Source organism: Streptomyces desertarenae, assembly GCF_042681365.1.
Taxonomy (GTDB): domain Bacteria; phylum Actinomycetota; class Actinomycetes; order Streptomycetales; family Streptomycetaceae; genus Streptomyces; species Streptomyces desertarenae.
The window spans coordinates 111655-137728 of record NZ_JBHUFU010000007.1 but is presented as its reverse complement, the minus strand read 5'-3'; the positions used below and the strand labels follow the sequence as shown (position 1 = coordinate 137728).

Below are 26074 nucleotides of genomic sequence, written 5' to 3'. Positions count from 1 at the left end.
TGGAGTGATGGGCGTGCTCCTGTTCGCCGTTGACCGGCTGTGAGGTTGCCGCCGGCCGCACAAGCAGGGGCCGACAGTGAGATCGAGGATCTCCAGCCGACGAGACGCCCTGGTGGGACCCTGACGTCACCGGGGCCTCACCGGCCCGCCTCGCCCCGCCCCGGACGAGGCGGTGTACCGGTGCGCGGAGCGGCAGCAGCCCTCGTCCCCTCCCGGGGCAGCGGAACCGGAGATCAGAGCTTCCGGGTGGCGGCCTCTCCGGGCTGCTGCCCGGAAGCTGCAACCGATGGGCACTGTACTTCGCACGTGTGCATCGCAGGGAACGTGTGGATCCGGAGAAGGAGGGCATCGTGTCGATCAGCCCGGTCGGGAAACTGGTGTGGTTCGTGGTGGTGGGGACGTTGTTCGGCTTGTTCTGCGTCGTCCTGGGCGCTCGGATCCGGAACCATGCGCTTCTGGCGGCCGGGGTGCTTGCGACTGCCGGCGGGCTCTCCCTGACTCCGACGGCCGTCATGCGCCGTGGCTCGAGAAGGTGAAAGGGCCGGTGCTGCGCATCCGGGGGCTCGCGTCGGACAGGTGTCCCGCCCCGCCGTGCGGCGGGCCGGCCCGCGCGAGCGCGCCCCGGCCGCGGCCGGGGCGTCACGGTCCTCCGCCACCGGAGCCCCGCTCCCGGCCCTGGCGGCTGCCCTCGTCCGGGTGGGCGCCGGGGCCCTCCAGCCGTCCGGTGAGCGGGGTGGGCGAGAGGTCGGTGGGCTCCTCCCCGGGCTCCAGGAGGGTGTGGGCGGCGCCGGCGATGAGGGGGTCCGGCGTGCCGACGGCCGCCTCGTCCTTGTTGGCGTAGTCGACGCGCCACAGCAGGCTGCGCATGGCTTCGAGGCGGCCGCGCTTCTTGTCGTTGTTCTTCACCACCGTCCAGGGCGCGTACGGCGTGTCGGTGGCGCGGAACATGTCGACCTTGGCGGCGGTGTAGGCGTCCCACAGGTCCAGGGAGGCCAGGTCGGTGGGGGACAGCTTCCACTGGCGGACGGGGTCGATCTGCCGTATCGCGAAACGGGTGCGCTGCTCGGCCTGCGAGACGGAGAACCAGAACTTCACCAGCAGGACGCCGTCCTCGACGAGCAGCCGCTCGAAGACGGGGGCCTGGTGCAGGAAGTGCCGGTACTCGTCCGGGGTGCAGAACCCCATGACCCGCTCGACGCCGGCCCGGTTGTACCAGGACCGGTCGAAGAAGACGATCTCCCCCGGGGAGGGCAGGTGCGCCACGTACCGCTGGAAGTACCACTGCCCGGCCTCGCGCTCCGTGGGCTTCTCCAGCGCCACCACCCGGGCGCCGCGCGGGTTGAGGCGCTCGGTGAAGCGCTGGATGGTGCCGCCCTTGCCGGCCGCGTCCCGGCCCTCGCACACCACGACCACGCGCTGCCCGGTCTCCTTCACCCAGCGCTGGAACTTGAGCAGCTCGATCTGCAGGATGCGCTTGGTGCGCTCGTACTCCCGGCGCGGCATCTTGCGGTCGTAGGGGTAGTTCTCCCGCCAGGTCTCCAGCGGCCGCCCGTCGCCGTCGAGCAGGACCGGCTGCTCGGGCCGCCGGTCGTTGACGGTCAGTCCCTCCAGCAGGTCCTCGCCGCCGTCCTCAGGGGTCATGGGTGCCTCCGTGGTGACATGGGGAGGCAGGGGAGCCGGCCTCCGTGCGGTGCGTGCGCACGGCTCGGACGCGCCGGCCCGGACTCCGGTGCCGCGCCGGCGGGAGGCGAGGGAGGCCGTGCGCCGCCCATGGCTCCGCCTACCCGGTTCGCCCCGCACCGTGTGCGGTTTCCAGGGCGACATCGGGTGAACACCCGGTTGACCCACCACGCTCCGCAGCGGGTCCGGTGAGCCGGGCGGGAAGGGCCGGAAGGCCCCCGCGGGTGCGGGGCGCCCGCCCCGCCCGGCCCCGGGCGGTCACCCGCGGGCGGGGGAGAGGCGCAGCACGGCCGTGTCGCCCTCGATCGCCAGGACCTCCACGTGGGTCTCGTTGAGCTTGGAGGGGCCGCCCTGGCCGGGGCTCTGGCCCCCGAGCCGCAACATCACCCCGTCCCCCCGGGCCGTCATGTCGACGCCCGACGGGCCGACCGCGTCGATGCGCAGGTCCGGCAGCCGCACGCCGGCCCCGAACGGGATGACGGTGCCTTCCCGGACCTCGACCGTGCAGGCGCCGTCGCGGCAGGTGCCCAGGTCCTTCGTCGCCCGGTGCGCCGGCGGGGGCGAGGAGGCGGGCGGCGACGGGCGGCCGGGCGAGGCAGACGAGGCAGGTGAGGCAGGTGAGGCAGACGGGGCAGACACGGCGGGTGAGGAGGGCGAGGCGGGGGCGGTGGGCGACGACGGCGGTGCGGCCGGCCTCCCCGTGCCGCCGGCCGCACCGCCGCCGTCCGGGGAGCCGCATCCGGCTCCCAGCAGGACCGTCAGGCACGCCGCGACGGCGGCCCCCGGACCGTGCCGCCGGATGCGGGCGGCGGGACGTCGGGGGACCGCCGCGGTCCCCGTGTGCACGTGCATGGTCTCTCCCTGCGGTGATCGGGATCCTGTGCCGCCATCCCAGCGGCCGCGCGGTTGTTCAGCGACCCGGAACGGGCTGCTGAACAATCCCCGCGCGGCGCCGGTTTCGGCTCACCGCCCGACCAGCGGCCCGAAGGCGGCGCGCACGTCGGCGTCGGACGGGCTGACGTACTGGTCCGGCGGTCCGGAGTCGTGGTCGCCGACGGTGTAGTACGTGATGACCGCCGGGCAGCTCGTGCCGCCGATCTCCAGCGTGCGGTCGGCCACGGGCTTCCCGGTCCGCAGCTCGTAGGCCCTCACGGGAACCGCGATCTTGTGGAACGTCACGTTCCTGGTGCTGCCGGAGGGCTCGCGCTCGTAGGGGCAGGTCCGCACGGGGGTGCCGAACTCGGGCTGTTCCACGCAGACCACCAGCACGGCGTCGGCGGGGGCGGCGGTCTGCCACTCGTCGGGGAGCCGGTCCGTGTACTCGGTGGGGCCGCTGAACAGCGCGCGGTTGGCCCTACCCTTGCGGTAGGGGGCGGCGCCGCTGTACTTCGCCGGTGCGGAGCAGTACTCGGACTGCTCGTCGCCCGGTCCCGCGAGGAGCCTCGTGACGTTCGCCAGTTCGATGGCCCTGGTGGCCCGGGCCACTCCCTTCCGGGCCCGGTCCGCGTGTTCGTCGCCGGGGTACCGGTCGAGCAGCCGCCGGTAGTGGTTCCGGGCCTCCTCCCACTGCCCGGCGTCCGCGAGGTCGTCACCGCATCCGGCGAGCGCCGCGGGTGCCGTCCGCGCGACGGCCCGCTCGACGGCGCCGGCGTACCGGTCCAGCGCCTCCTGGCCCGGGTGCCTCCCGCGGAGCCAGTCGGTGACCGTGACGGTGCGGCAGTGGCCGTCGGCGGGCAGGGCGCCGAGGAATCGCTCCAGGGTCGCCCGGACGGCCTTCTCGTTGCCGGGTTCGGCGAGGGCCGAGGCGAGGACGTCGAAGCTCTCCTTGAGGTTGCGGGCGACCTTGGCGGCCTCGGTGGTGTCGGCGGCGCGCGTCCCGTCGTCCAGCTCCAGGCCGAGCCGGGCCCCGGCCCCCTCCAGCCGGTCGCAGACCTCGGCGAGTCCGTCGCCGCGGGCGGTCAGCGGGGCGCCGGCCACGCGGTGGGGGAGGCGCACCGCGTCCTGGGCGGCCAGCACCCGCGAGCAGTCGCCCCTCCCGTGGGCCTCGGCGACGTCCCGCTCGATCCCGGCGGCGTCGAACCGCCAGAACCCCGCGGGCAGCAGCACCAGGCACGCGGCGCCGAGCGCGGCCGCCCGCCGCCCGCGCGCCGCACCCCCTCCGCCCCGCCCGCCTCTTCCGCCCCGTCCGCCCGCCAGGAACCAACCGTGCGCGGTGACGGCCACCCACCACAGGAGCAGGACGGCCTCGCACCACGGCCGGGCGACCCGGAAGAGGACGCAGACGAGCACGGCGGTGACCGCCGCGGCGGCGACGGCGAGTCTGCGCCGCCCCAGCAGCAGGTAGCCGACGCCGAGCAGGGAGGCGTTGCCGAGGGCGGCGGCCGGCGGGTCGTGCGGCCGGGGCCCGGGCGGTCCGGATTCCGGTGCGGCGTGTGTCGGGTGAGCCATGTCGATCCTTTCCCGGCCCCGGAACGGCCGTGGCCGTTCCGGGCCGTTCGCCCCGTCCGCGGAGACGAGGTCCGGGGACGGGTGCCGATGACGCGGGGAAGGCGCTCGTGCCGCGGCCGCGCAGAGCGGGCGCACGGTGCCTCCCCGCGGTGGTTCCGAGTGCGTGTCCGCACTCCAGCAGCCGTGCGGTTGTTCAGCGACCCGGAGCGGGCCGTGAACAATCCCGCCTCCTGCGGCCCCGTCCGCCGCCGCCGCGCCCGCTGCCGGTCCGGCCGCGCGCGCCGGCCGGAGAATCGTTTCGCTTGCCGAGCCGCCCCTCCGTTGCCTACCGTCATCGGCGTTGCACGGACGGCTACGGGGGTGGGCATGGGGCGCCGCGAGGCCGAACTCGACCCGAACGCGGGACCGGTGGAGCGGTTCGCGCTCGCACTGCGCGCACTGCGCCGGGAGGCCGGTGGGCCCACCTACCGCGTGATGGCCCGGCAGGCCGGCTACTCGGTCACCGCCCTCTCCCAGGCCGCGGCCGGGAGCAGTCTGCCGACGCTGCCGGTCACGCTCGCCTACGTACGGGCCTGCGGCGGGGACGTCGCCGAATGGGAGCGGCGGTGGCGGGAGGCGGAACGGGAGGCGGCGGGCTGCCCGCAGGACGGCGGCGGGGACGGGGCGCAGCCGCCGTACCGCGGCCTGGCGCGGTTCGAACCGGACGACGCGCCCCTGTTCTTCGGCCGCGACCGCCTCGCCGACCGGCTCGCCGGCCTCACCCGGCGCCACCGGTTCACCGCCGTCTTCGGGCCCTCCGGCAGCGGCAAGTCCTCACTGCTGCGCGCCGGGCTGATCCCCCGGCTGCGACGGGCCGGGGACGGCGGACCGCCCCCGGCGACCGTGCGGATCATCACCCCGGGCGCCGACCCCCTCGCCGTCCACGGGGCCCGGCTCGAACCCCGGCCCGACGCCGACGGCGACACCTGGCTGATCGTCGACCAGTTCGAGGAGCTGTACACGGTCTGCCGGGACCCCGCCGTACGGGCGGCCTTCATCGACCGGCTGCTGGCGGCGCGGGACGACGGCAGCCGGCTGCGCGTGGTCGTCGCGGTGCGGGCCGACTTCCTGGGGCGGTGCGCCGAGCACGCCGGGCTCACCGCCGCCCTGCAGGACGCCACCTTGCTGACCGGCCCGATGAGCCGCGACGAACTGCGGGAGGCGATCGTCAGGCCCGCGGCCGCCGTCGGACTCCAGGTGGAGCGCTCCTTGACGGCCCGCCTCCTGGACGAGGCCGAGAACGAGCCGGGCGCGCTGCCGCTGCTCTCCCACGCGCTGCTGGAGACCTGGCGGCACCGCCGGGGCCGCATGCTGACGCAGGCGGCGTACGACACGGCGGGCGGCCTGCACGGGGCCGCCGCCCGCACCGCCGAGGAGGTCTTCGCCCGCCTGACCGAGGCCCAGGCCGACCTCGCCCGCCGGCTGCTGCTGCGCCTGGTCGCGCCCGGTGACGGCACGCCCGACACCCGCCGCCCCGCCGACCGCGCCGAGCTGGACCTCGGCGACCCGCGCGACGTCTCCACCGTCGTGGAGCGCCTGGCCGGGGCCCGTCTGATCACCCTCGCCGACGGCACGGTCGACCTCGCCCACGAGGCCCTCATCGACGCCTGGCCGAGGCTGCGCGGGTGGATCGACGCCGAGCGCGACAAGCTGCGCGTCCACCGCCGGCTCACCGAGGCCGCCCGCGGCTGGGAGGACCTCGACCGCGACCCCGGGGCCCTCTACCAGGGCAGCCGGCTCGCCATGGCGGGCGAGGTGTTCCCCGAGACCGACCGCCACCGCGAACTCACGCCGCTGGAGCGGGAGTTCCTCGCCGCCTCGGTGCGGCAGCGGCGCCGAGCCGTGGCGCGGCGCCGGACGGTGACCGCCGTCCTGACCGCCCTGCTCCTGCTGGTCTCGGGCACCGCCGTCGTCGCGTTCCAGCAACGGGCCACCGCCCGGGCCGAGCGCAACGCCGCGGTCTTCCACCAGATCACCGCGAAGTCCGAGGAGCTGCGCGGTGCGCAGTCCTCGCTCTCCGCCCGGCTCAACCTCGCCGCCCACCGCATGCGGCGGACCCCCGAGGGCCTCACCAGGCTGATCTCCGACGCCCACACCACGCTGTCCGCCCCCCTGACCGGGCACACCGGCACCGTCACCGCGGTGGCGTTCAGTCCGGACGGCGCCACCCTGGCCAGCGCCGGGTTCGACGCGGCGGTGCGGCTGTGGGACGTCGGCGGACCGGGCCGCCCCCGGCCGCTGGGCGGGCCGCTGACCGGACACGAGGGGCGCGTCCGCTCGGTGGCGTTCAGTCCGGACGGCGCCACCCTGGCCACCACGGGGATCGACCGCACGGTGCGGCTGTGGGACGTCCGCCGCCCGGAGCGCCCCCGGCCGCTGGGCGGACCCCTGACCGGACACGCGGAGCACGTCGTCTCCGTCTCGTTCAGCCCGGACGGGACGGTCCTGGCCAGCGCCGGCGACGACGCGGCGGTGCGGCTGTGGGACGTCGGAGACCCGGTCCGTCCCCGACCCCTGGGCACGATCCCGGACGCCCACACCGACAGCGTGCGGTCGGTGGCGTTCAGTCCGGACGGCGCCACCCTGGCCAGCGCCGGGTTCGACGCGGCGGTGCGGCTGTGGGACGTCCGCCGCCCCGGGCGCCCCCGTCCCCTGGGCGGGTCCCTGACCGGGCACGGCGCCCCCGTCTGGTCGGTGGCGTTCGCCCCGGACGGGGCGGTCCTGGCCAGCGCCGGCCAGGACGGCGCGGTGCGGCTGTGGGACACGCGCGACCCCGGGCGCCCCCGTCCCCTGGGCGAGCCCCTGACCGGGCACGGCGCCCCCGTCGACTCCGTGGCGTTCGGCCCGGACGGGACCGTTCTGGCCAGCGCCGGCCAGGACGACGCGGTGCGGCTGTGGAACGTCGCCAATCCCGCCTACCCCCAGCCCCTGGGCGAACCGCTGACCGACCACACCGGCGGCGTCTGGTCGGTGGCGTTCGGCCCGGACGGGACCGTTCTGGCCAGCGCCGGCCAGGACGGCGCGGTGCGGCTGTGGCGCCGGTCGGCCGGCCTGCTGGACGGCCACACCAACCCCGTGAACTCCGTCGCGTTCGGTCCGCGGGGCCGCCTGCTGGCGAGCGGCAGCAGCGACGACCACATGGTGCGGCTGTGGGACACGCGCGACCCCGCGCGTCCGACGCTGATCGGCGAACCGCTGGAGGCCCACCGCGACGACGTCACCTCGGTGGCCTTCGCGCCGCGGGGGCGGGTCATGGCCACCGCGAGCGAGGACCGCACGGTGCGGCTGTGGGACGTCGGCGACCCGGAGCGCCCCCGACCTCTGGGCGGGCCGCTGGACGGCCGGAGCGGCGCCCTCCTGTCGGTGGCCTTCTCCTCCGACGGGCGCCTCCTCGCCGGTGCCGGGAAGGAGGGCGCGGTGCGGCTGTGGGACGTCGGCGACCCGGAGCGGCCGCGGCCCCTGGGCGGGCCGCTGGAGGCCCACCGCGACGACGTCACCTCGGTGGCCTTCGCGCCGCGGGGGCGGGTCATGGCCACCGCGGGCGCCGACAACGCGGTGCGGCTGTGGGACGTCGGCGACCCGGAGCGGCCGCGGCCTCTGGGCGGTCCGCTGGACGGCCACACCGACATCGCGACCTCGGTGGCCTTCTCCCCCGGCGGGGAGGTCCTGGCCAGTGCGGGCGAGGACCGCGCGGTGCGGCTGTGGGACGTCGGCGACCCGGAGCGGCCGCGGCCCCTGGGCGGGCCGCTGACCGGACACAAGGGGCCCGTCCACGCGGTGGCGTTCGGCCCGGACGGGACCACCCTGGCCAGCGGGTCCGGTGACCGCACGGTGCGGCTGTGGGACGTCGGCGACCCGGAGCGCCCCGAGCCGTTGGGCGACTCCCTGACCGGTCACACCGGCACCGTCACCGCGGTGGCGTTCGGCCCGGACGGCGCCACCCTGGCCAGCGGGAGCTACGACGTCACGGCGCGGGTGTGGCGGCTGGACGCACAGCAGGCGGCCCGGCGCGTCTGCGCCGCCACGGGGGACTCCCTGACCCGGCGGCAGTGGGAGCGGCACGTGCCGCAGGTGCCCTTCTCCCCCTCCTGCGGATGAGCCCCCGCCCGGTGCCGGGCGGGGGCGGAGGCGCGGCCGCGGGGTCCCGCCCCGGCGGTGGACGCGGTGCCGGGGCGGGACGGCCGGAGGAGGGGAGGGGTCAGGGGCCGGTGCAGGTGACGGCGCCGGGCGCCGTCGAGGAGCTGCCGGTGGCGGTGAAGCCGAAGGCGGCGGTGCCCCCGGGCGCGAGGGTGCCGTTCCAGGCGGCGTTGCGCACCGTGACGGTCCCGCTGGTCCCGGTGTTCCGGCCGTTCCAGATGCTGGCGATGGCCTGGCCGGGGGCCAGGGTCATGCCGACGGTCCAGCCGTCGAGTGTGCCGGTGCCGTTGTTGCGGACCGTCACCTCGCCCTGGAAGCCGCCGGACCAGGTGGCGACGGTGCGGTAGCCGGCGGTGCAGGCGCCGTCCGTGCCGCCGGTGCTCCCCCCGGTGGTGCCGGTGGTCGTGCCGGTCGTCGTGCCGGTGGTCGTGCCGGTGGTGGTGCCCTCCGCGGTGCCGCCGGAGGTGCCGTCGTCGGTGAGGGCGGGGGTCTGCCAGTTCCGCCACTCGGACAGGTTGCCGGACTTGGAGGGGGCGATCCGGAACGTGCCGGCGGCGTTGCCCGTCTTCAGCAGGAACTTCTGGATGTTCTGCTGCAGCGGCGCCCTCCACTCGGACCTGACGGCGCAGTGGGTGCCGTCCCGGACGTCGGACCAGTAGGAGATGTTGCCCCCCGCGCCGAGCGCCTTGTAGACCTCCGCCCCGCCCAGCGCCGCCACGCTCCCGGACCGGGCGCCCAGCCAGTCGATGTGGGGGTTGTCCATGACGAGCAGTCCCCGCGGCGCGATCATGCCCACGATCTCGTGCGTGTCCACCGGCAGGCCGCTCGGGTTGCCGGTGAAGGAGCCGAACGCGTCACCCAGCCACGGCTGCTCCGAGTAGGCGCTGCTCAGGGGCTGGGCGCCGCTCTCCCCGGCGATCGAGCGGAAGGCGCCCACGCCGCCGCTGCCGGACTCGATCGGCATGGTCAGGGCGATGCGCTGGTCGAACGCGCCGGCCACGAAGGCGCCCTTGCCGTACCGGGAGCACCCCGTGACGCCGGTCGCGTCCGCCGTGAGGACGGTGCCGCCGGACTGCTCGACGACGTCGATGATCCGGCTCACGCCCCAGGCCCAGGCCGCCAGCAGCCCCGTGCTGCTCTGGGAGCCGTAGACGCTGTAGAACGCCCCCTGCTTGTTGTTGCGGGCGGTGCCCTCCCTGCCGACCGCGAAGGGGTCGTAGCTGATGACGGCGGCGCCGGCGGCCTTGATCGTGGACGTGTCCGCCCCGAGGCCCCCGTAGACGACGACCGCCGGGAAGGGCCCGGAGCCGCTCGGCAGTTCGACGCCCGCCGTGAAGCTGGAGCTCCTGCCCTGGTGCGTCACGTTCACGGTGATGCCGGTCCGGGAGACCGTCCCCGTGACGCTGTCGGGCTTTCCGGGCTTCTGGCCGTAGACGGACCTCTCCGCCAGCTCCCTGATCTCCGCCCGCCGGCACCGCCAGTCGGACGTGGTGGAGACGCGTGTGCCGTCCAGCTTGGTGAAGGGGTCCGGAAGCAGGGAGGTGGAGGCCGGACGTGCGTCGGGTACCGGGCAGCCGGCGCCGTCGTCCTCGCCGACGGGCGCGGCCTGCGCGGCGGGCACGAGCTCGTCGGTGGTGCCTGCCTGCGCGCCGAGGGTGGTGGCGACCAGGCCCGCGGCGGTCACGAGGACCGCGGCTGCCCACGTCCGGGGCCGATGTCGGGGAAAGCGCATGGGAGACCTCCAGGAGGAGGCACGCGGCCGGCGGCCACGGGACCGCGCCGGGCGGCGGGGAGCCGTGTACCCGCCGGTGCGTACCGGATGGCGGGATGTGCGCCGGTCCGGCCGGGCAGGGGGCGCCGCCGCGGGCACGGTGGCCGGGACGGAGTGCGGGCTTCCCGGTGGATGGTGCGCGGGGCGCCGAAACCAGACTTGGGAGCGCTCCCAGGCTAGGAAGGGGGGGTGGGGCGTAGCAACAGGTGGGACGCGACCCCTCCAGGTTGGCCGTTTCCGTCCTCCCGCCGGCGGCCGCGGCGCCCGCCATATCCGGCTGGGACGGGGGAAAACGCCCGCCCGCTCCACCGCCCCCGCCTGGCTGCGGCGAAAATTCCGGCCAGCTTCCGGTATGAAGATGGTTGGTTTCCGGAAAGTGGTGGGCGGGCGTGGGCCGGGGACGGCGGTCCCCCCGGTGGACCGGGCCGTGTCCGGCCCGGTCCACCGGCCCTCACCGGTCGGCGGGTCCGGGGGAGCGCCGCAGGCCGGCCGCGGCCAGGGCCGCGCCCAGGACGCACAGCGCGGCGGTGACGAGCACGGCCGTGTGGACGCCGTTCATGAACGCGTTGCCGCTGCCCTCCACGACGGCCGTCCGCAACTGCTCGGACATACCCGGCGAGACGGGCGCGACGCCCATCGACACCGCGTCCGCGGCCTCCTGGAAGCCGCGCGCCGCGGAGGCCGGGACCCCGGCGCCGGTCAGCTCGCCGGTGAGGGAGGAGCCCACCCGGGCGGCGATCAGGGAGATCAGCACGGAGGTGCCCAGCGCCCCGCCGATCTGCAGCGCCGTGGCCTGCAGGCCCCCCGCCACGCCGCCGTCCGCCCGGGGCGCGTTGCCGACGATCGCCTCGGAGGAGGCGGACATCACCATGCCGACACCCAGGCCCAGAGCGAGGAACGGCGGCCACATGGCGGCGTACGGGGAGTCTGCGTCCCAGGTCAGCATCCACACGGACGCGGCCGCCTGGAGCAGCATGCCGACCGGCATGGACAGGCGTGCGCCGAACCGGTCGGTCAGGGCCGCGCCCAGGGGTGAGGCGACCACGGTGGCCAGGCTCAGCGGCAGGGTACGTACGCCCGCCTCGACGGGGGTGAGACCGCGCACGTTCTGCAGGTACAGCATCAGGAAGAAGATCACGCCGAGCAGCACGAAGAAGTTGACCGCGGTGACGGCCGTGCCGATGGCCAGCGACGGGTTGCGGAACAGCCGCATCGGCAGCAGCGGGTGGGCCACGCGGGTCTCGTACCGGCAGAAGGCCGCCAGGACGGCGAGGCCCGCGGCGAGGGCGCCCAGCGTCCCCGCGGAGGTCCAGCCCCAGGTCTCGCCCTTGACCACGCCGAAGATCAGGGCCACCAGGCCGAGTGCGAGCAGGACCACGCCGGGGAGGTCGAAGCGGTGGCGGCCGCCGGCGTCCTTGCTCGCGGGCAGCACCAGCAGGCTCATGGCGAGGGCGAACAGGCCGATGGGGGCGTTGATGTAGAAGACGGACTCCCAGCCGACGTGCGCGATCAGCAGCCCGCCGGCGATCGGCCCGAGGGCGGTGGAGCAGGACGCCACCATGGCCCAGATGCCCACCGCCATGCCGAACCTCCTCGGCGGGAAGACCGCGCGCAGCAGCCCGAGCGTGTTCGGGATCAGCAGGGCGGCGAAGACGCCCTGCACCGCGCGGAAGGCGATGACGCCCCCGATCGTCCCCGACAGGCCGATGGCGACCGAGGCGGCGGTGAAGCCCGCGGTGCCGATCATGTAGTACGTGTGCCGCCCGAAGCGGTCGCCGAGCTTGCCGCCCAGGATCAGGAGGGCGGCCATCGCGATGAGGTAGGAGTTGGTGACCCACTGCAGGTCGGCGGTGGACGCGTGCAGGTCCCGGCCGATCTCGGGGTTGGCGATCGCGACCACGGAGGCGTCGAGGTTGACCATGAACAGGCCGATCGCGACGGCGACCAGCGTCAGCCAGGGGTTGGCGCGCCGGCCCTGGGGGGTGTCCGGCGGGGCGGGTGCGGGCAGGGCGGAGTGCTCCCGGGTGGCGGAGGACATGGAGGTGCCTTGTCTGTGATGGGGGACTGCGAAGGGGGCGGCCGGGCCGTGGCGCGGCGGTGGGCGCGCGGCGGTGTCCGGCCGTGCCGGACGCGCGCACCGGCCGCGCGTCCGGACGGGCCGCCGGGGCCGGGCGGGGTCAGCCGGCGGCGGAGCGGAGGTGGCGGGCCAGTGACGTCAGGGCGCCCAGGGCCGAACCGAGGGCGTCCAGTTCTCCGTCGGTGAGGGCGCGCAGCGCGCGCGTCATGTGGGCTTCCTTGAGCCGCCGGGCCTCGGCGAGCCGCTGCCGGGCCGTGTCCGTCGGGTACAGGTGGGCGATCCGCCGGTCGACGGCGTCCTGCCTGCGCTCCAGCAGCCCCTGCTCGGTGAGCCGGGAGACGAGGGCGCTGACGTTGTTCGGCTTCATCAGCAGGGCGTCGGCGGCCTCGCGGACCGTGATCCCCTCGTGCTCCTCGACGAGCCACAGCAGCCAGAGCCGGCCCTCGGGGAGCCGGGGGTGCGGGAACTCGCGGTCGATCCGCCGCTCAAGGGCCCGGTACAGCGCGGGCAGGGCCGCCGTGAGCACGGCGGCCGCGCGGTCGGTGTCCCGGTCGGGCACGCCGGAGGAGGGCATGGGGACAGGTTAGGTATCAAAAAATACCTATGTCAAAAGAGGTGTTTCGCCACCGGGCCGCGCGGCCGGCCGGGGCGGGAGCGGGGCGGCGGCCCCGCGGGGCTTGTGGAAAGGGGGAGGCGTTCCTAGCATCGCCAGTGTTACATCACTGATGTCATAGGACGGCGCCGTACGGCCCGGGACGTTGGGAGTCCACATGACGGCGGCAGGCGGCGGTCCCGGCCCGCTCGCCGGGGTGCGGGTGGTGGAGCTGGCGGGCATCGGCCCCGGCCCGTTCGCCGCGATGCTCCTGGGCGACCTCGGCGCCGACGTCGTCCGCGTCGACCGCCCCGGCGGCCCGGCGCTGGGCATCGACCCGGCCCTGGACGTCACCGGCCGCAACAAGCGCTCGGTGGTGGTCGACCTCAAGGCCGGGAGCGGACCGGCCGCCGTACTGGACCTCGCCGAGCGCGCCGACGTGCTGATCGAGGGCTACCGGCCCGGCGTCGCCGAGCGCCTCGGTGTCGGCCCCGCGGAGTGCCTGGCCCGCAACCCGGCACTGGTCTACGGGCGGATGACCGGCTGGGGCCAGGACGGTCCCCTCGCCCGCAGCGCCGGGCACGACATCGGCTACACCGCCGTCACCGGTGCGCTGGGCATGATCGGCCCGGCCGGCGGACCGCCCGCGGTCCCCGCCAACCTGCTCGGCGACTACGCCGGCGGCTCCCTCTACCTCGTCGTCGGGATCCTCGCCGCCCTCCACCACGCCCGTACCGGGGGCGGCCGGGGGCAGATTGTTGACGCCGCGGTCGTCGACGGCACCAGCCACCTGACCGCCATGATCCACGGCATGCTGGCCGCCGGGGCCTGGCAGGACCGCCGCGGGGTCAACCTGCTGGACGGCGGCTGCCCCTTCTACGGCGTCTACGAGACCGCCGACGGCGGTTGGATGGCCGTCGGCGCGCTGGAGCGGCCCTTCTACGACGAGTTCGCCCGGCTGCTGGGGCTGGACGCGGACGCGCCCGGCCGCGACGACCCCGCCCGCTGGAACGAGCTGCGCGAGGCGGTCGCCGCCCGCTTCCGCACCCGCACCCGCCGGGAGTGGACGGAGGTCTTCGACGGCACCGACGCCTGCGTCGCCCCCGTGCTGTCGCTGCGCGAGGCCCCCGCCCACCCGCACCTGGCCGCCCGCTCCACCTACACCGAGCACGCCGGGACCGTCCAGCCCGCCCCGGCCCCCCGCTTCTCCGCCACCCCCGGCGCGCTGCGCCGCCCGCCCGCCGTGCCCGGCGCGGACGCCGCCGGGGTGGCCCGTGACTGGGACCTGCCCCCCTCCTTCCCCGCCCCCGCCCCGCGGCGGAAAGGCCCGCGATGAGGCGGCGGGCCCGCACGGGAGGACCACGGGGCGTTCCGCTGCGGGGCCCGCGCCTTCCCGGAGCGGGCGGGCGCGCCGGGCCCGGCGACCGACCGGCCCCCACCCCGTGCTCCGGCGCGTACGCTTCGAAGTGGCGCACACGGCCGCCGAACACGCCGCCACCCGTACCTCCGCCGACCGCCGCGCGGGGGACGGCGTCCGCGGGAACCGGACGCCGTCCGCACCCGGGCGGCCGGGCGGCGGACGGCAGAACCGCACGAGCGCGTCGCCGCGGCGGCACCACCGCGACCACGAAGGAGACCACCGGCCGCCCGCCGCCCCGGCCCGCCCCCGACCGCCGTCCCGAAGAAGCTCCCGAAAGGCCCTTGCGACCGTGACCACCGACGCGTACATCTACGACGCCATCCGCACCCCGCGCGGGCGCGGGAAAGCCGGCGGCGCCCTGCACGGCACCAAGCCGATCGACCTCGTCGTCGGCCTGATCCACGAGCTGCGCCGCCGCTTCCCTGGCCTGGACCCGGCGGCGATCGACGACATCGTGCTCGGCGTCGTCACCCCGATCGGCGACCAGGGCTCCGACATCGCCAGGGTCGCCGCCCTCGCCGCCGGACTGCCCGACACCGTGGCCGGCGTCCAGGAGAACCGCTTCTGCGCCTCGGGCCTGGAGGCCGTCAACCTGGCCGCCGCCAAGATCCGCTCCGGCTGGGAGGACCTCGTCCTGGCCGGCGGCGTGGAGTCGATGTCGCGGGTGCCGATGGGCTCCGACGGCGGCGCCTGGGCCATGGACCCGATGACCAGCTTCGAGACCGGCTTCGTCCCGCAGGGCATCGGCGCCGACCTCATCGCCACCCTCGAGGGCTTCAGCCGCCGCGACGTGGACGAGTACGCCGCCCTGTCCCAGGAGCGCGCCGCCGGGGCGTGGAAGGAGGGGCGCTTCGACCGCTCGGTCGTCCCCGTCACCGACCGCAGCGGCCTGGTCGTCCTCGACCGCGACGAGCACATGCGTCCCGGCACCACCGCCGACTCCCTCGCCTCCCTCAAACCCTCCTTCGCCGCCATCGGCGAGGCGGGCGGCTTCGACGCGGTGGCGCTGCAGAAGTACCACTGGGTGGAGCGGATCGACCACGTCCACCACGCGGGCAACTCCTCCGGCATCGTGGACGGCGCCGCGCTGGTGGCCGTCGGCAGCCGCGAGGTCGGGGAGCACTACGGGCTCACCCCGCGCGCCCGGATCGTCTCGGCCGCCGTCTCCGGCTCCGACCCGACCATCATGCTCACCGGCCCGGCCCCGGCCTCCCGCAAGGCGCTCGCCAAGGCGGGGCTCACCGTCGACGACCTCGACCTGGTGGAGATCAACGAGGCGTTCGCGGCCGTCGTCCTGCGCTTCGTGCGCGACATGGGCCTGCCTCTGGACAAGGTCAACGTCAACGGCGGCGCCATCGCCATGGGGCACCCGCTCGGTGCCACCGGCGCGATGATCCTGGGCACCCTCGTCGACGAGCTGGAGCGCCGCGAGAAGCGGTACGGCCTGGCCACCCTCTGCGTCGGCGGCGGCATGGGCATCGCCACCGTCGTGGAGCGGATCTGACCCGCCCCGGCGGCACCCACCCCGACCTTCCCGACGCAGCAACCACCGACGGAGACCGAGAACCCACCATGGCAGCCCCCTCCACCATCCGCTGGGAGCAGGACGACACCGGTGTCGTCACCCTCACCCTGGACGACCCGGACCAGTCCGCCAACACCATGAACGCGGCGTTCGCCGCCTCGCTCGCGGCCGTCGCCGACCGCCTGGAGGCCGAGCGCGACGGTGTCCGCGGCGTCATCGTCACCTCCGCCAAGAAGACCTTCTTCGCCGGCGGCGACCTGCACGACCTGCTCGCCGTGCGGCCCGAGCAGGCCCGGGAGCTCTTCGACCGCGGCATGGCGATGAAGCGGAACCTGCGCCGCATCGAGACCCTCGGCAAGCCCGTCGTGGCCGCGATCAACGGCGCGGCCCTCGGCGGCGGCCTGGAGATCGCGCTCGCCTGCCACCACCGCGTCGCCCTCGACGCCCCGGGGTCGAGGATCGGCCTGCCCGAGGTCACCCTCGGACTGCTGCCCGGCGGCGGGGGAGTGGTCCGCACCGTCCGGCTGCTGGGCATCACCGGCGCCCTGCTGGACGTCCTGCTCCAGGGCCGGCGGTACGCCCCGCGCGCCGCCCTGGAGAAGGGCCTGGTCCACGAGGTCGTGGACACCCCCGAGGAGATGCTGGCCCGGGCGCGCGCGTTCGTCGACGCCCACCCCGAGTCCGCGCAGCCCTGGGACGTCCGGGGGTACAGGATCCCCGGCGGCACCCCCGCCGACCCGAAGTTCGCCGCCGACCTCCCGGCGTTCCCCGCCAACCTCGCCAAGCAGCTCGGCGGCGCCCCCTACCCGGCCCAGCGCAACATCCTGGCCGCGGCCGTCGAGAGCGCCCAGGTCGACTTCGAGACCGCCCAGGCGGTCGAGTCGCGCTACTTCACCGAACTGGCGGTCGGGCAGACGGCGAAGAACATGATCCAGGCGTTCTTCTTCGACCTCCAGGCCGTCAACTCCGGCCGCAGCCGCCCCGGGGGGATCCCGCCGCGGACGGTGCGGAAGGTCGGCGTGCTGGGCGCCGGAATGATGGGCGCGGGCATCGCCTACGCCTGTGCCAGGGCCGGCATCGAGGTCGTCCTGAAGGACGTGAGCGCGGAGGCCGCCGAGAAGGGCAAGGCCCACTCCGCCGGGCTGCTGGACAAGGCGCAGGCCAAGGGCCGTACCACCCCCGGGGAGCGCGACGCGCTGCTGGCCCGCATCACCCCCACCGCCGATCCGCGGGACCTGGCCGGGTGCGACGCGGTGATCGAGGCCGTCTTCGAGGACACCGCCCTCAAGCACAAGGTCTTCCAGGAGATCCAGGACCTCGTCGAGCCCGACGCGCTGCTGTGCTCCAACACCTCCACCCTCCCGATCACCTCGCTGGCCGAGGGCGTCACACGGCAGCAGGACTTCATCGGCCTGCACTTCTTCTCACCGGTCGACAGGATGCCGCTGGTGGAGATCGTCCGGGGTGAGCGCACCGGCGACGAGGCGACCGCCCGCGCCTTCGACCTGGTGCGGCAGATCGGCAAGACCCCGATCGTGGTGGGCGACTCCCGCGGCTTCTTCACCTCGCGCGTGATCGGCCGGTTCATCAACGAGGGCGTGGCGCTGGTGGCCGAGGGCGTCGACCCGGCCTCCGTCGAGCAGGCCGCCGCCCAGGCCGGCTACCCGGCCAAGGTGCTGGCGCTGATGGACGAGCTGACCCTGACCCTGCCGCGCAGGATCCGCGACGAGGCGCGGCGCGCGGTGGAGGCCGCGGGCGGCACCTGGGAGCCGCACCCGGCCGACGCGGTCCTCGACCGGATGGTCGAGGAGTTCGGCCGCACCGGCCGCAGCGGCGGCGCGGGCTTCTACGACTACGACGCCGACGGGCGGCGCGCGGGCCTGTGGCCGGGGCTGCGCGAGCACTTCACCCGCTCCGACGCCTCCGTCCCCTTCGCGGACATGAAGGAGCGGATGCTCTTCGCCGAGGCGCTCGACAGCGTCCGCTGCCTGGAGGAGGGCGTGCTGACCTCGGTCGCCGACGCCAACATCGGCTCCCTCCTGGGCATCGGCTTCCCCGGCTGGACCGGCGGCGTGCTCCAGTACGTCAACGGCTACCCCGGCGGCCTGCCCGGCTTCGTGGCGCGCGCCCGCGAGCTCCAGGCGCTCTACGGCGACCGGTTCGCGCCGCCCGCCCTGCTGGTGGAGAAGGCCGGGAGGGGCGAGACCTTCACCGACGGGTGACCGCGGTGACCGCGGTGCGCGGGGAGCCGCGTGCCCCTCACCCCTCCTCGGGGAAGGAGGCCCGCAGCTCCTCGCGCATCGACCGCTGGAACGCCGTCACCAGGGCCTGCACGATCAGCGGCTGCATGTGCGCCGACAGCGTCCTCATGGCCTCCACCTGCTCCGGGTCCTCCTCCCGCCGCCGGTAGGGCTCCCAGACCTCCTCCTTGAACATCCTGCTCAGCTCGCGGGCCGTCCGGCGGCTGTGCTCCAGGACGACCGCGCGCGCCGCCAGCAGCGTCTCCAGCGGGACGGGCACGTCCAGCAGCCGCACCCCCAGGTGCAGGATGCCGGGGTCGACGCGGAAGACGTCCGGGTCACCGGTCCGGGTCAGGACGTTCATCGCCTCCAGCCGGTCGACGTCCTCCTCCGTCAGCTCCCGCCCGGCGCGCCGCCGGAGCGCCTCCCGGGAGGTCTCCTCCTCGGCGTCCGGTGCCCAGGAGGCCACCAGCGCGCGGTGCAGGGCCAGGGCCTCGGGGCTGAGGTCGGGGGGGAGCTGCCGCAGGTAGCGCTCGATGGCGGCCAGGGTCATGCCCTGGTGCTGGAGCTCCTCGATCAGCGCCAGCCGGGACAGGTGCCCGGGCCCGTACCGGCCGACACGCCGGGGTCCGATCTCGGGCGGCGGCAGCAATCCCCGGGTGGAGTAGAAGCGGATGGTGCGGACGGTCACGCCGGCGCGCGCGGCCAGTTCGTCGACGGTCAGGGAGGCAGCCGGGTCCATTGGGACAGTATTGCTGTCCCACCGGTGGGGTGAAACCTTCCGGCCGGCCCTCACCGGTGGCGGGCGCCCCCCGGCGCCCGGGACCCGGCCGGCGGCTCCTCGGCCCCCCGCCGTCCCCTTGGGGGCCCGGGCGGCGCAGGCCGCACGCCGTCCCCCTGCGCACCGGCGGGCCCGGCCGGGTCGGGGCGCCCGGCGACCAGGTCGGACAGCCGGTCCCACCGCCGCATCAGCGGCTCCCGCACCCGCCGCTCGCGCCGGGCCGACCGCTCCCGCAGGCGCGCCGCCCGGGCCCCGGGACCGCCGTAGCGCCACCGGGCCCAGGGCGCGCCCGGCCGGGAGAGCCGCACCGCGCCCACCAGCAGGAGCACCGGGAAGAACAGCCCGAGGAAGCCCGTCCAGAACTTGCCCTTGAACAACGTCACCGCGGCCAGGGCGAAGTTGACCGCGGCCAGGCCGAGGCCGGCGGCCCACCCCGCGGCGCCCCCCTCGCCGAGGGCGTCCGCGACGTCGCTCACGAAGACCGGGCGCTCCCCGACCAGCAGCAGCCCCAGGAGCGCGAGCGCCACGAAGACCGCCTCGACCGACAGCCGCCCCTCCTGCGTCCAGTAGACGTCCCGCAACCGCAGGACCAGGGCGAACTCGTCGAGGACCAGGGCCGATCCGACACCGAACAGGCCCGCCGCCGCGGCCCGCCAGCCCGGCAGGTCCACGGGCACGGCGAACCCGACGGTCCCGCCGAGCAGCATCATCACCACACCGAACACCACGTGGTGGACGTGCAGGCCGCCGCGCTCGACGTTCCCCGGCCACCAGCGCACCCGCGCCCTGATCATCCGCGTGGAGAAGCGGATGAACGCGAAGCCGGCGAGCACGCCGCAGAAGAAGCAGAACAGGGGCAGGCGGCCGGTCTCCACGACGGTCTGCCGGAACCACTCGTCCATCTCGGCCTCGCTCGCACGCCGTGCCGGCGCGCCGGGCGGGACCGCGTGCGCCCGCGGTCCGCGGACCGCGGCCGCCCCGGGCGCGCCGGGGGACCCCTCCCAGCCTACGCCGCCGGGCGCGCGGTACGGCCGCGGCGGGAAGCCGCCGCACGGCGCGACGGGCGGTGCGGGGGCCGCACCGGCTCCCGCACCGCCCGTCCCACCGGACCGCCGCGGCGGGTCACATCGGGTCCACGTCCGCCAGCTCGCCGTCCAGCACCAGCCTGCGGGTGATCCCGATCTCCCGCAGGAACGGCAGGTCGTGGCTGGCGACCACCAGCGCGCCCCGGTAGCCCTCCAGCGCGGAGACCAGCTGGCGGACGCTCGCCATGTCCAGGTTGTTCGTCGGCTCGTCCAGCATCAGCAGCTGCGGCGCGGGCTCGGCCAGCATCAGCGCCGCCAGCGTCGCCCGGAAGCGCTCACCGCCCGAGAGCGTCCCGGCCGGCTGGTCCGCCCGCGCGCCCCGGAACAGGAAGCGGGCCAGCCGCGCCCGGATCCGGTTGCCGGTGGCCTCCGGCGCGAACCGGGCCACGTTCGCCGCCACGGACAGCCCGTCGTCCAGGACGTCCAGCCGCTGCGGCAGGTACCGCATCGGCACGTGCGCCACCACCTCGCCCGCGGCCGGCTCCAACTCGCCGGCGACCGTGCGCAGCAGCGTGGTCTTGCCCGCGCCGTTCCGCCCGACCAGCGCGACGCGCTCGGGGCCGTGCAGCTCCAGGTCGGCGCGGGCGCCGCAGCGCAGCTCCACCCCGCGCAGGGACAGGACCGTCCGGCCGCGCGGTACGGCCGTGTACGGCAGGTCGACGCGGATCTCGTCGTCGTCCCGGACGGCCTCGGCCGCCTCGTCGAGCCGGTCCCTCGCCTCCTTCAGCCTCTCCTCGTGCATGATGCGGTGCTTGCCCGCGGCCTCCTGCGCCGTCCGCTTGCGCGAGCGCATCACGATCCTCGGCTCGCGTTTGGTGGCGTACATCTTGTTCCCGTAGCGCACCCGCTTGGCGAGCTTCTCGTGCGCCTCGGCCAGTTCGCGCTTCTGCCGCCTGAGGTCGGCCTCGGCCACGCGGACCATCCGCTCGGCCGCCTCCTGCTCCACGGAGAGCGCCTCCTCGTAGTCGTCGATGGTGCCGCCGTACCAGCGGACCTCGCCGTCGCGCAGATCGGCGATCCGGTCGACGTGGCGCAGCAGCCCGCGGTCGTGGCTGACCACCACCAGCACCCCGTTCCAGGAGCGGACGGCGTCGTAGAGCCGCTCGCGCGCGGAGATGTCGAGGTTGTTGGTGGGCTCGTCCAGCAGCAGGATCTCCGGACGGGCCAGCAGCAGCGCCGCCAGCCGCAGCAGCACGGCCTCGCCGCCCGAGACCTCGCCGATGGTGCGGTCCAGGCCGATGTGCTCCAGGCCGAGCCGGTCCAGGGCGGCGCGGGCGCGCTCCTCCACGTCCCAGTCGTCGCCGACCGCCGTGAAGTTCTCCTCGCTCGCGTCCCCGGCCTCGATGGCGTGCAGCGCGGCCCTGGTCCCCGCGATGCCCAGGGCCTCGTCCACCCGCAGGCCGGTGTCCAACTGCACGGTCTGCGGCAGGTACCCGACCTCGCCGGCGGTGTGCACCGACCCCTTCGCCGGGGCCAGCTCGCCCGCCACCAGCTTCAGCAGGGTGGACTTCCCGGATCCGTTGAGCCCCACCAGGCCGGTGCGGCCGGGGCCGACGGTGAGGTCGAAGTCCTCCAGGACGGGCGTGCCGTCGGGCCAGGAGAAGTGCACCCCGGTGCAGACGACGGACGCGGTGGACGGTGCGGAGAGTGTCATAGGGGCCTCCGGTTGCTCTCGGGGAAGGAAGATGGGCAACACGTGGAGGCACCGGGAAAGGCGCCGTACGGCGACGGAGGTGGGGCGCGGATGCGCGGAAGAGGGAAAGCCCTGGGCCGGACGGAATCCGTCCGAGGCGGCTCGCAGCCCGAGGTCGTCGCACACGGGGAACCTCGCGGGGGAACGACCACCCGCGGTCCGGTGCCTCATGACCTCAGAGGAGCAACGCCTTCTCCGATCGACGACTACAGAGCCACCAAAGACTCTAAGGCGGCCGGGGAACGGTCGCAATCGGTTTTCGGCCCGATGCCCGCACCGTGCACCGCGCGGGAGTGCCACCGCCCCGGCGCGCCCGCCGGGGCGGCGGCGGGCGCCGCGCCGCCGCCCGCGGACCGCCGCGGGACCCCGGCCCGGGCGGTGCGGCCGTGACACCGCCGCTCCGCGGCTCCTTCGAGCCGATCACCCCGGACCGCCTGGCCGGCGCGCTCGCCGACCGGATCACCGCCACCGCGCCGTCCGACGGATCGCCGTGGCTGCGGGTGGCGGTCGACGGCGCCGACGCCGCCCGCCCCGGCCGGCTGGCCGACGGCCTGGCCGGGGCGCTGCGGCTGCGCGGCCGCCCGGTCCACCGGGTGAGCGCGTCCGGATTCCTGCGCCCGGCCTCGCTGCGGCTGGAGTACGGGCACGAGGATCCGGACGCCTACCACGACCTGTGGCTGGACACCGGCGCCCTGTGGCGCGAGGTGTTCGGCCCCCTCGGGCCGGACGGCACCGGCCGGGTGCTGCCGGACCTGTGGGACCCGGTCGCCGACCGCGCCACCCGCAGCCCGTACACCACCCTTCCGCCCGGCGGGGTGCTGCTGCTGGACGGTCCGCTGCTGCTCGGCCGCGGTTTCCCGCTGGACCTCGCCGTCCACCTGCGGCTCACCCCGGCCGCCCTGGCCCGCCGCACCCCCGCGGAGGAGCGCTGGACGCTGCCGGCCTTCTCCCGCTACGAGGAGGAGACGCGGCCGGCGGAGACCGCCGACGTGGTGGTCCGCGCCGACGACCCCCGCCACCCGGCCTGGAGCGTCTGACGGGGCCTCACCGGACCCCGCGCCGCCGCTGCCGCTCCAGCCGCGCGATGCTCCCCCCGGCCGCCGGAGCCGAGCGGGCGCGGTCGGCGGCGGTGTCCGGGCGCACGCCCGCCGGCGCGTCGGCGGTGCCGCCGACGATCCCCCGGAAGCCCGCCTGCCCCGGTCCCTTCCCACCGGGCCCGCTCCGCGCTCCCGTTCCTCCGCCGCCACGGCCCGCCCGCCGTTCGGGCCGGCCCGGCTCCTCACCCCCTGTGCCAACGGGCCAGGGCGAAGAGGAACACCCCGTACAGCACCAGGCCGACGGCCACCGCCGCCAGCAGCCAGGGACCCGCCGGGGTGCCGGCGAGGGCGCGCAGCGAGTCGTCCAGCCCCCTGGCCTCGTCCGGGTCGTACCGCACGGCCGCCGAGACCGCGAAGGCGCCCGCCACCGCGAAGACCAGACCGCGCGAGACGCCGCCCGCCACCCCCAGCACGTCCACGGTGCGCCGCAGGCGCGGGGGGACCGGGCCCACCTCCCGGCGGAACTCGTGCCGCAGGGCCCGCACCACGCTCCACACCCCGACGCCCACCACCGCCAGCCCCAGCGCGCCGACCAGCCAGCGGCCCGCCGGCAGGTCCAGCAGCCGGGAGGTGAGGTCGCGGGACTGCTCGTCGCTGGAGCCGCCGTCACCGGACCCGGCCGCGACGGCGATCGCCGAGGCCGCCAGCACGGCCAGCACCGCGGCCCGCGCGGCCGACCGCAGCCGCTCCTTCGGCCGGTGGCCGTCCGGGCGGGCCGCGCCCAGCAGGGCCTCCGAGAGCCGCCACAGGGCCAGCCCGGCCAGCCCCGCGCCCGCGGCCCACACCAGGGCCTGCCCGAACGGCTGCCGGGCCAACTCCCGCAGCGCACCGCCACTGTCCGCCTGGCGGCCGCGGTCGCCGGAGGCCACCTGCAGGGCCAGCGCGCCGATCAGCAGGTAGACCACTCCGTAGGCGACCAGGCCCCAGCGGGCCGCGGCCCGTACGGCGGGGCCGTCCGCGGTGCGTCCGGCCCTGCCGCGTACCGATGTCCTCGTCCTCATGGGCCGCGTCTGCCCCCGGACGGCGCGGCGACGCCCCGCCCGGTGCGGGGCGCGCGGACCGCGGGAGCCCGCGCCCGCCGCGCGGTGCCCCGGCGGTGCGCCGGCCTGCTCCGGTGCCCGGCGGAGGGCGCGTCCGCCCGTCGTGCGGCGGTAGCCTGGAAGTGCCGCGTTGTTCTACGGCGTGCTACGGCGGGAGGCGGCATCATGACGTTCATCCAGGTCATCGACTGCAGGACCCACCGGGCCGACGAGCTGGACCGGCTGATGGACGACTGGGTCAGGGCGACCCGCGGCAAGCGCACGGCCACCCACTCGGTCGTCGGCAGGGACCGGTCGGACTCCGCGCACGTGGTGGAGATCGTGGAGTTCCCCTCCTACGAGGAGGCGGTGAGGAACTCGCACCTGCCCGAGACCGACCGGGCCTTCCGGGAGATGGTGCGGGTCTGCGACACGGAGCCCACCTTCACCGACCTGGAGGTCTCCAGGGACGAGCAGTTCAACACCGGCGTGGTCCGCACCTTCGTCGAGGAGGTGATCAACGGAAGGAACCTCGGCGCCGCGGACGGACTGTGCACCGGCGACTACCTGGAGCACGACCCCTCCCTCTCCTCGCACACCGTCAGGCTCGCGCAGGCCAAGGAGGAGAACCAGGAGATCATGGAGGCGTTCCAGCCGGTGATGACCATCGAGAGCCTGATCGCCGAAGGCGACCTGGTGTGCGCGCGGCTCTCCTACACGGGCCGCCACACCGGCGCCTACCGGGGACTGGAGCCCACGGGCCGGGAGGTCTCGGGAACCGGGCACGCCACCTTCCGCTGCGTGGACGGGCGGATCGCGGAGAGCTGGTGGAACTGGGACGACCTGGGGCTGCTGCGGCAGATCGGGGCCGTCGGGCTGTGACGCCGCCGCGCCGACCGCGGGGTGCGCGGCCGGAACCGGGCACGGCGTCCGTGCCCGGCTCGGCCGCCGGCGTCAGCAGTGCGGGACGTAGAGCCTCCACCTGTCCCCGGAGCCCGGCGTGCCGTTGCCCGAGGAGTTGACGTACGCGGCGGAGGCGTAGCCGTAGACCCCGGTCGTGGCGTTGCGGCCGCGCACCCACACCGTCGTGCCGTTCACGCTGGTGCCGTCGGTCCAGCAGTCCACCTGGAAGGTCTGGAGCCTCTGCCCCTGCCCGACGATCGTGCAGGAGGTGTAGGCGCAGGATCGGATGTTCACGCCGTCGGCGAGGAAGAAGCCGTTCGTCGCCGCCTGGGCGGTGCCCGTGAGGGCGAGGGCGCCGAACGCCAGTGTGGCGGTGCCGACGACGGCTGCGCGGATCCGGTTCTTCACGTGGCCCCCTGTGGTCCTGCGGCGCCGGCCGTTCCGGCACACCGGGCGACTCAACCAGATGTCACCGTGCGCGCGGAAGGGCGCACGGAGAGTGCGGGGGTCGGTCGCGCCGTCGTCCGCGGCGCTGCGCGGTGCCGGACGCTCCCGCAGACGCCCCTTCACGCCGTCCGGATCCGGCCGACCGCGGTCCGTCCGCGGCCCGTGAACGGGCCGCGGACGGACCGCGGGGATCAGCGGGGGAGCGTGGTGGAGTCGACGTACGCGGAGACGGCCGCCTGCGGCTGCGCGTGCGCCGGGCCGTCCAGCGGGTCCCAGGCGTCGGTGTGCCAGACGTTCTGCATGAAGAGCGACGGCTTGTCCGGGATGCGGGAGGACGGTCCGCGGTACTCCCACAGCACGTTCCTGCGGCCGCTGTCGTCGTAGCCCCAGAAGGTCACCGAGTCCGGCTGCCAGTCGAACATGAAGGTGCGGAACTGGGTGGAGGAGTCGAAGCGGGGGACGGGCGTGACGCTCGCGGGACTGTTCTCGCCCGGCTGCTCCGGCTGGCAGGCCCCGCCGAGCACGTGCATGTAGCAGTTGTGGAGGACCTTCCCGGAGCGCATGTCGATCGCGCGGGAGATCTTGCGGACGGCGCCGGTGCGCCCGTCGTAGTCGGTCCAGATGGTCAGCCAGACGACGTGGGGCTGGGCGCAGAGCACCTCGATGTCGATCTCGTGGTTGTCCGGCAGCCCGTTGCCGTTGTCGTCGCCGTGGTCGGTGGAGTAGGTGAAGGTCCCGGTGACGACGCCCACGCGGCCCAGGCCGGTGCAGTCGGCCGTCCTGATCCGGGTCCCGTAGGTCCCGTAGCGGTAGGTGTCGTCGTTGCTGGCGATCTCCACGCCGTTGCCCGGCCCGGCGCCGGGCCGGGCGTCGAGCGTGAGCCGCAGCGCCCGGCCGTCGCCGGGGCCGCTCATCGACACCACGCCGGCGCTGCCGCCGGACGCGGAGGTCTGCGAGAAGTAGGGCGAGTCGCCGGTCCAGTGCTCGGTGACGGGTGCGGCCACGGCCGAGTCGACGACCAGGAGGCCGGCGGCCGCGGCCGCGGCGAAGGCCGTGAGCCACCGCAGCCGCCGCAGGCGGCGGCGGGGCGGAGGGGGCTGGTGCGGGGGGTGGGGCACGG

The 26074-nt window shown here is 75.7% G+C and carries 19 protein-coding genes; 7 read left to right on the top strand and 12 right to left on the bottom strand.

Going from position 1 to position 26074, the window contains the following annotated elements:
- Window positions 1-350: 350 nt before the first annotated feature.
- Window positions 351-536, top strand: coding sequence for a hypothetical protein (locus ACFSJS_RS13735; RefSeq protein ID WP_380899940.1), 186 nt, complete (start codon window positions 351-353; stop codon window positions 534-536).
- 103 nt (window positions 537-639) lie between these two features.
- Here ACFSJS_RS13735 and ppk2 read toward each other — a convergent pair whose 3' ends face one another.
- From ppk2 to ACFSJS_RS13720, 3 genes are all read right to left on the bottom strand, one after another.
- A complete protein-coding gene (gene ppk2 / locus ACFSJS_RS13730; RefSeq protein WP_380899938.1) occupies window positions 640-1641 on the bottom strand; it encodes a polyphosphate kinase 2 in 1002 nt (333 codons plus the stop codon).
- 297 nt (window positions 1642-1938) lie between these two features.
- Complete coding sequence (locus tag ACFSJS_RS13725; protein WP_380899936.1) at window positions 1939-2532, bottom strand: hypothetical protein; 594 nt, start codon at window positions 2530-2532, stop codon at window positions 1939-1941.
- A gap of 111 nt (window positions 2533-2643) precedes the next feature.
- A complete protein-coding gene (locus ACFSJS_RS13720; RefSeq protein WP_380899934.1) occupies window positions 2644-4128 on the bottom strand; it encodes a tetratricopeptide repeat protein in 1485 nt (494 codons plus the stop codon).
- Window positions 4129-4494: 366 nt separating this feature from the next.
- Between ACFSJS_RS13720 and ACFSJS_RS13715 the strand changes: the two genes are divergently transcribed.
- Window positions 4495-8265, top strand: a complete 3771-nt coding sequence (locus ACFSJS_RS13715) for an nSTAND1 domain-containing NTPase (RefSeq protein WP_380899932.1) — start codon at window positions 4495-4497, stop codon at window positions 8263-8265.
- Between the two features lie 100 nt (window positions 8266-8365).
- On the opposite strand, the gene ACFSJS_RS13710 is transcribed toward ACFSJS_RS13715, so the two are convergent.
- The 3 genes from ACFSJS_RS13710 to ACFSJS_RS13700 form a co-directional block, all read right to left on the bottom strand.
- Complete coding sequence (locus tag ACFSJS_RS13710; RefSeq protein WP_380899930.1) at window positions 8366-9988, bottom strand: glucuronyl esterase domain-containing protein; 1623 nt, start codon at window positions 9986-9988, stop codon at window positions 8366-8368.
- A gap of 538 nt (window positions 9989-10526) precedes the next feature.
- Entirely contained in the window at window positions 10527-12113 is a 1587-nt protein-coding gene (locus tag ACFSJS_RS13705; RefSeq protein ID WP_380899928.1) for an MFS transporter, read from the bottom strand.
- 139 nt (window positions 12114-12252) lie between these two features.
- A complete protein-coding gene (locus ACFSJS_RS13700) occupies window positions 12253-12726 on the bottom strand; it encodes a MarR family winged helix-turn-helix transcriptional regulator (protein WP_380899926.1) in 474 nt (157 codons plus the stop codon).
- A 196-nt stretch (window positions 12727-12922) separates the two neighbouring features.
- Here ACFSJS_RS13700 and ACFSJS_RS13695 point away from each other — a divergent pair, with 196 nt between their 5' ends.
- From ACFSJS_RS13695 to ACFSJS_RS13685, 3 genes are all read left to right on the top strand, one after another.
- Complete coding sequence (locus ACFSJS_RS13695) at window positions 12923-14080, top strand: CaiB/BaiF CoA transferase family protein (protein WP_380899924.1); 1158 nt, start codon at window positions 12923-12925, stop codon at window positions 14078-14080.
- A 373-nt stretch (window positions 14081-14453) separates the two neighbouring features.
- A complete protein-coding gene (locus ACFSJS_RS13690; protein WP_380899922.1) occupies window positions 14454-15668 on the top strand; it encodes an acetyl-CoA C-acetyltransferase in 1215 nt (404 codons plus the stop codon).
- Between the two features lie 68 nt (window positions 15669-15736).
- Window positions 15737-17911: a 3-hydroxyacyl-CoA dehydrogenase NAD-binding domain-containing protein gene (locus ACFSJS_RS13685; RefSeq protein WP_380899920.1), complete on the top strand. Its 2175-nt coding sequence runs from the start codon at window positions 15737-15739 to the stop codon at window positions 17909-17911.
- A 37-nt stretch (window positions 17912-17948) separates the two neighbouring features.
- On the opposite strand, the gene ACFSJS_RS13680 is transcribed toward ACFSJS_RS13685, so the two are convergent.
- The 3 genes from ACFSJS_RS13680 to ACFSJS_RS13670 form a co-directional block, all read right to left on the bottom strand.
- Window positions 17949-18671 (bottom strand): MerR family transcriptional regulator, encoded by a 723-nt coding sequence (locus ACFSJS_RS13680; protein ID WP_380899918.1) that lies wholly within the window; start codon window positions 18669-18671, stop codon window positions 17949-17951.
- 50 nt (window positions 18672-18721) lie between these two features.
- A complete protein-coding gene (locus ACFSJS_RS13675; protein WP_380899916.1) occupies window positions 18722-19612 on the bottom strand; it encodes a hypothetical protein in 891 nt (296 codons plus the stop codon).
- Window positions 19613-19832: 220 nt separating this feature from the next.
- The gene (locus ACFSJS_RS13670; protein ID WP_380899914.1) at window positions 19833-21449 is read right to left on the bottom strand and encodes an ABC-F family ATP-binding cassette domain-containing protein; all 1617 of its coding nucleotides are present in this window, start codon (window positions 21447-21449) and stop codon (window positions 19833-19835) included.
- A 425-nt stretch (window positions 21450-21874) separates the two neighbouring features.
- On the opposite strand from ACFSJS_RS13670, the gene ACFSJS_RS13665 reads away from it, so the two are divergent.
- A complete protein-coding gene (locus ACFSJS_RS13665) occupies window positions 21875-22525 on the top strand; it encodes a nucleoside/nucleotide kinase family protein (protein WP_380899912.1) in 651 nt (216 codons plus the stop codon).
- Between the two features lie 242 nt (window positions 22526-22767).
- Here the strand turns inward: ACFSJS_RS13665 and ACFSJS_RS13660 are convergent, their stop codons facing one another.
- Window positions 22768-23586 carry a DUF1206 domain-containing protein gene (locus ACFSJS_RS13660; RefSeq protein ID WP_380899910.1) on the bottom strand — a complete coding sequence of 273 codons (819 nt, stop codon included), beginning with the start codon at window positions 23584-23586 and terminating at the stop codon, window positions 22768-22770.
- Between the two features lie 204 nt (window positions 23587-23790).
- Here ACFSJS_RS13660 and ACFSJS_RS13655 point away from each other — a divergent pair, with 204 nt between their 5' ends.
- Entirely contained in the window at window positions 23791-24486 is a 696-nt protein-coding gene (locus tag ACFSJS_RS13655; protein ID WP_380899908.1) for an ester cyclase, read from the top strand.
- 72 nt (window positions 24487-24558) lie between these two features.
- Here the strand turns inward: ACFSJS_RS13655 and ACFSJS_RS13650 are convergent, their stop codons facing one another.
- Both ACFSJS_RS13650 and ACFSJS_RS13645 read right to left on the bottom strand, forming a co-directional pair.
- Window positions 24559-24915 carry an SH3 domain-containing protein gene (locus ACFSJS_RS13650; RefSeq protein WP_380899906.1) on the bottom strand — a complete coding sequence of 119 codons (357 nt, stop codon included), beginning with the start codon at window positions 24913-24915 and terminating at the stop codon, window positions 24559-24561.
- A gap of 230 nt (window positions 24916-25145) precedes the next feature.
- Window positions 25146-26072, bottom strand: coding sequence for a glycoside hydrolase family 16 protein (locus tag ACFSJS_RS13645; protein WP_380899904.1), 927 nt, complete (start codon window positions 26070-26072; stop codon window positions 25146-25148).
- Window positions 26073-26074 lie beyond the last annotated feature (2 nt).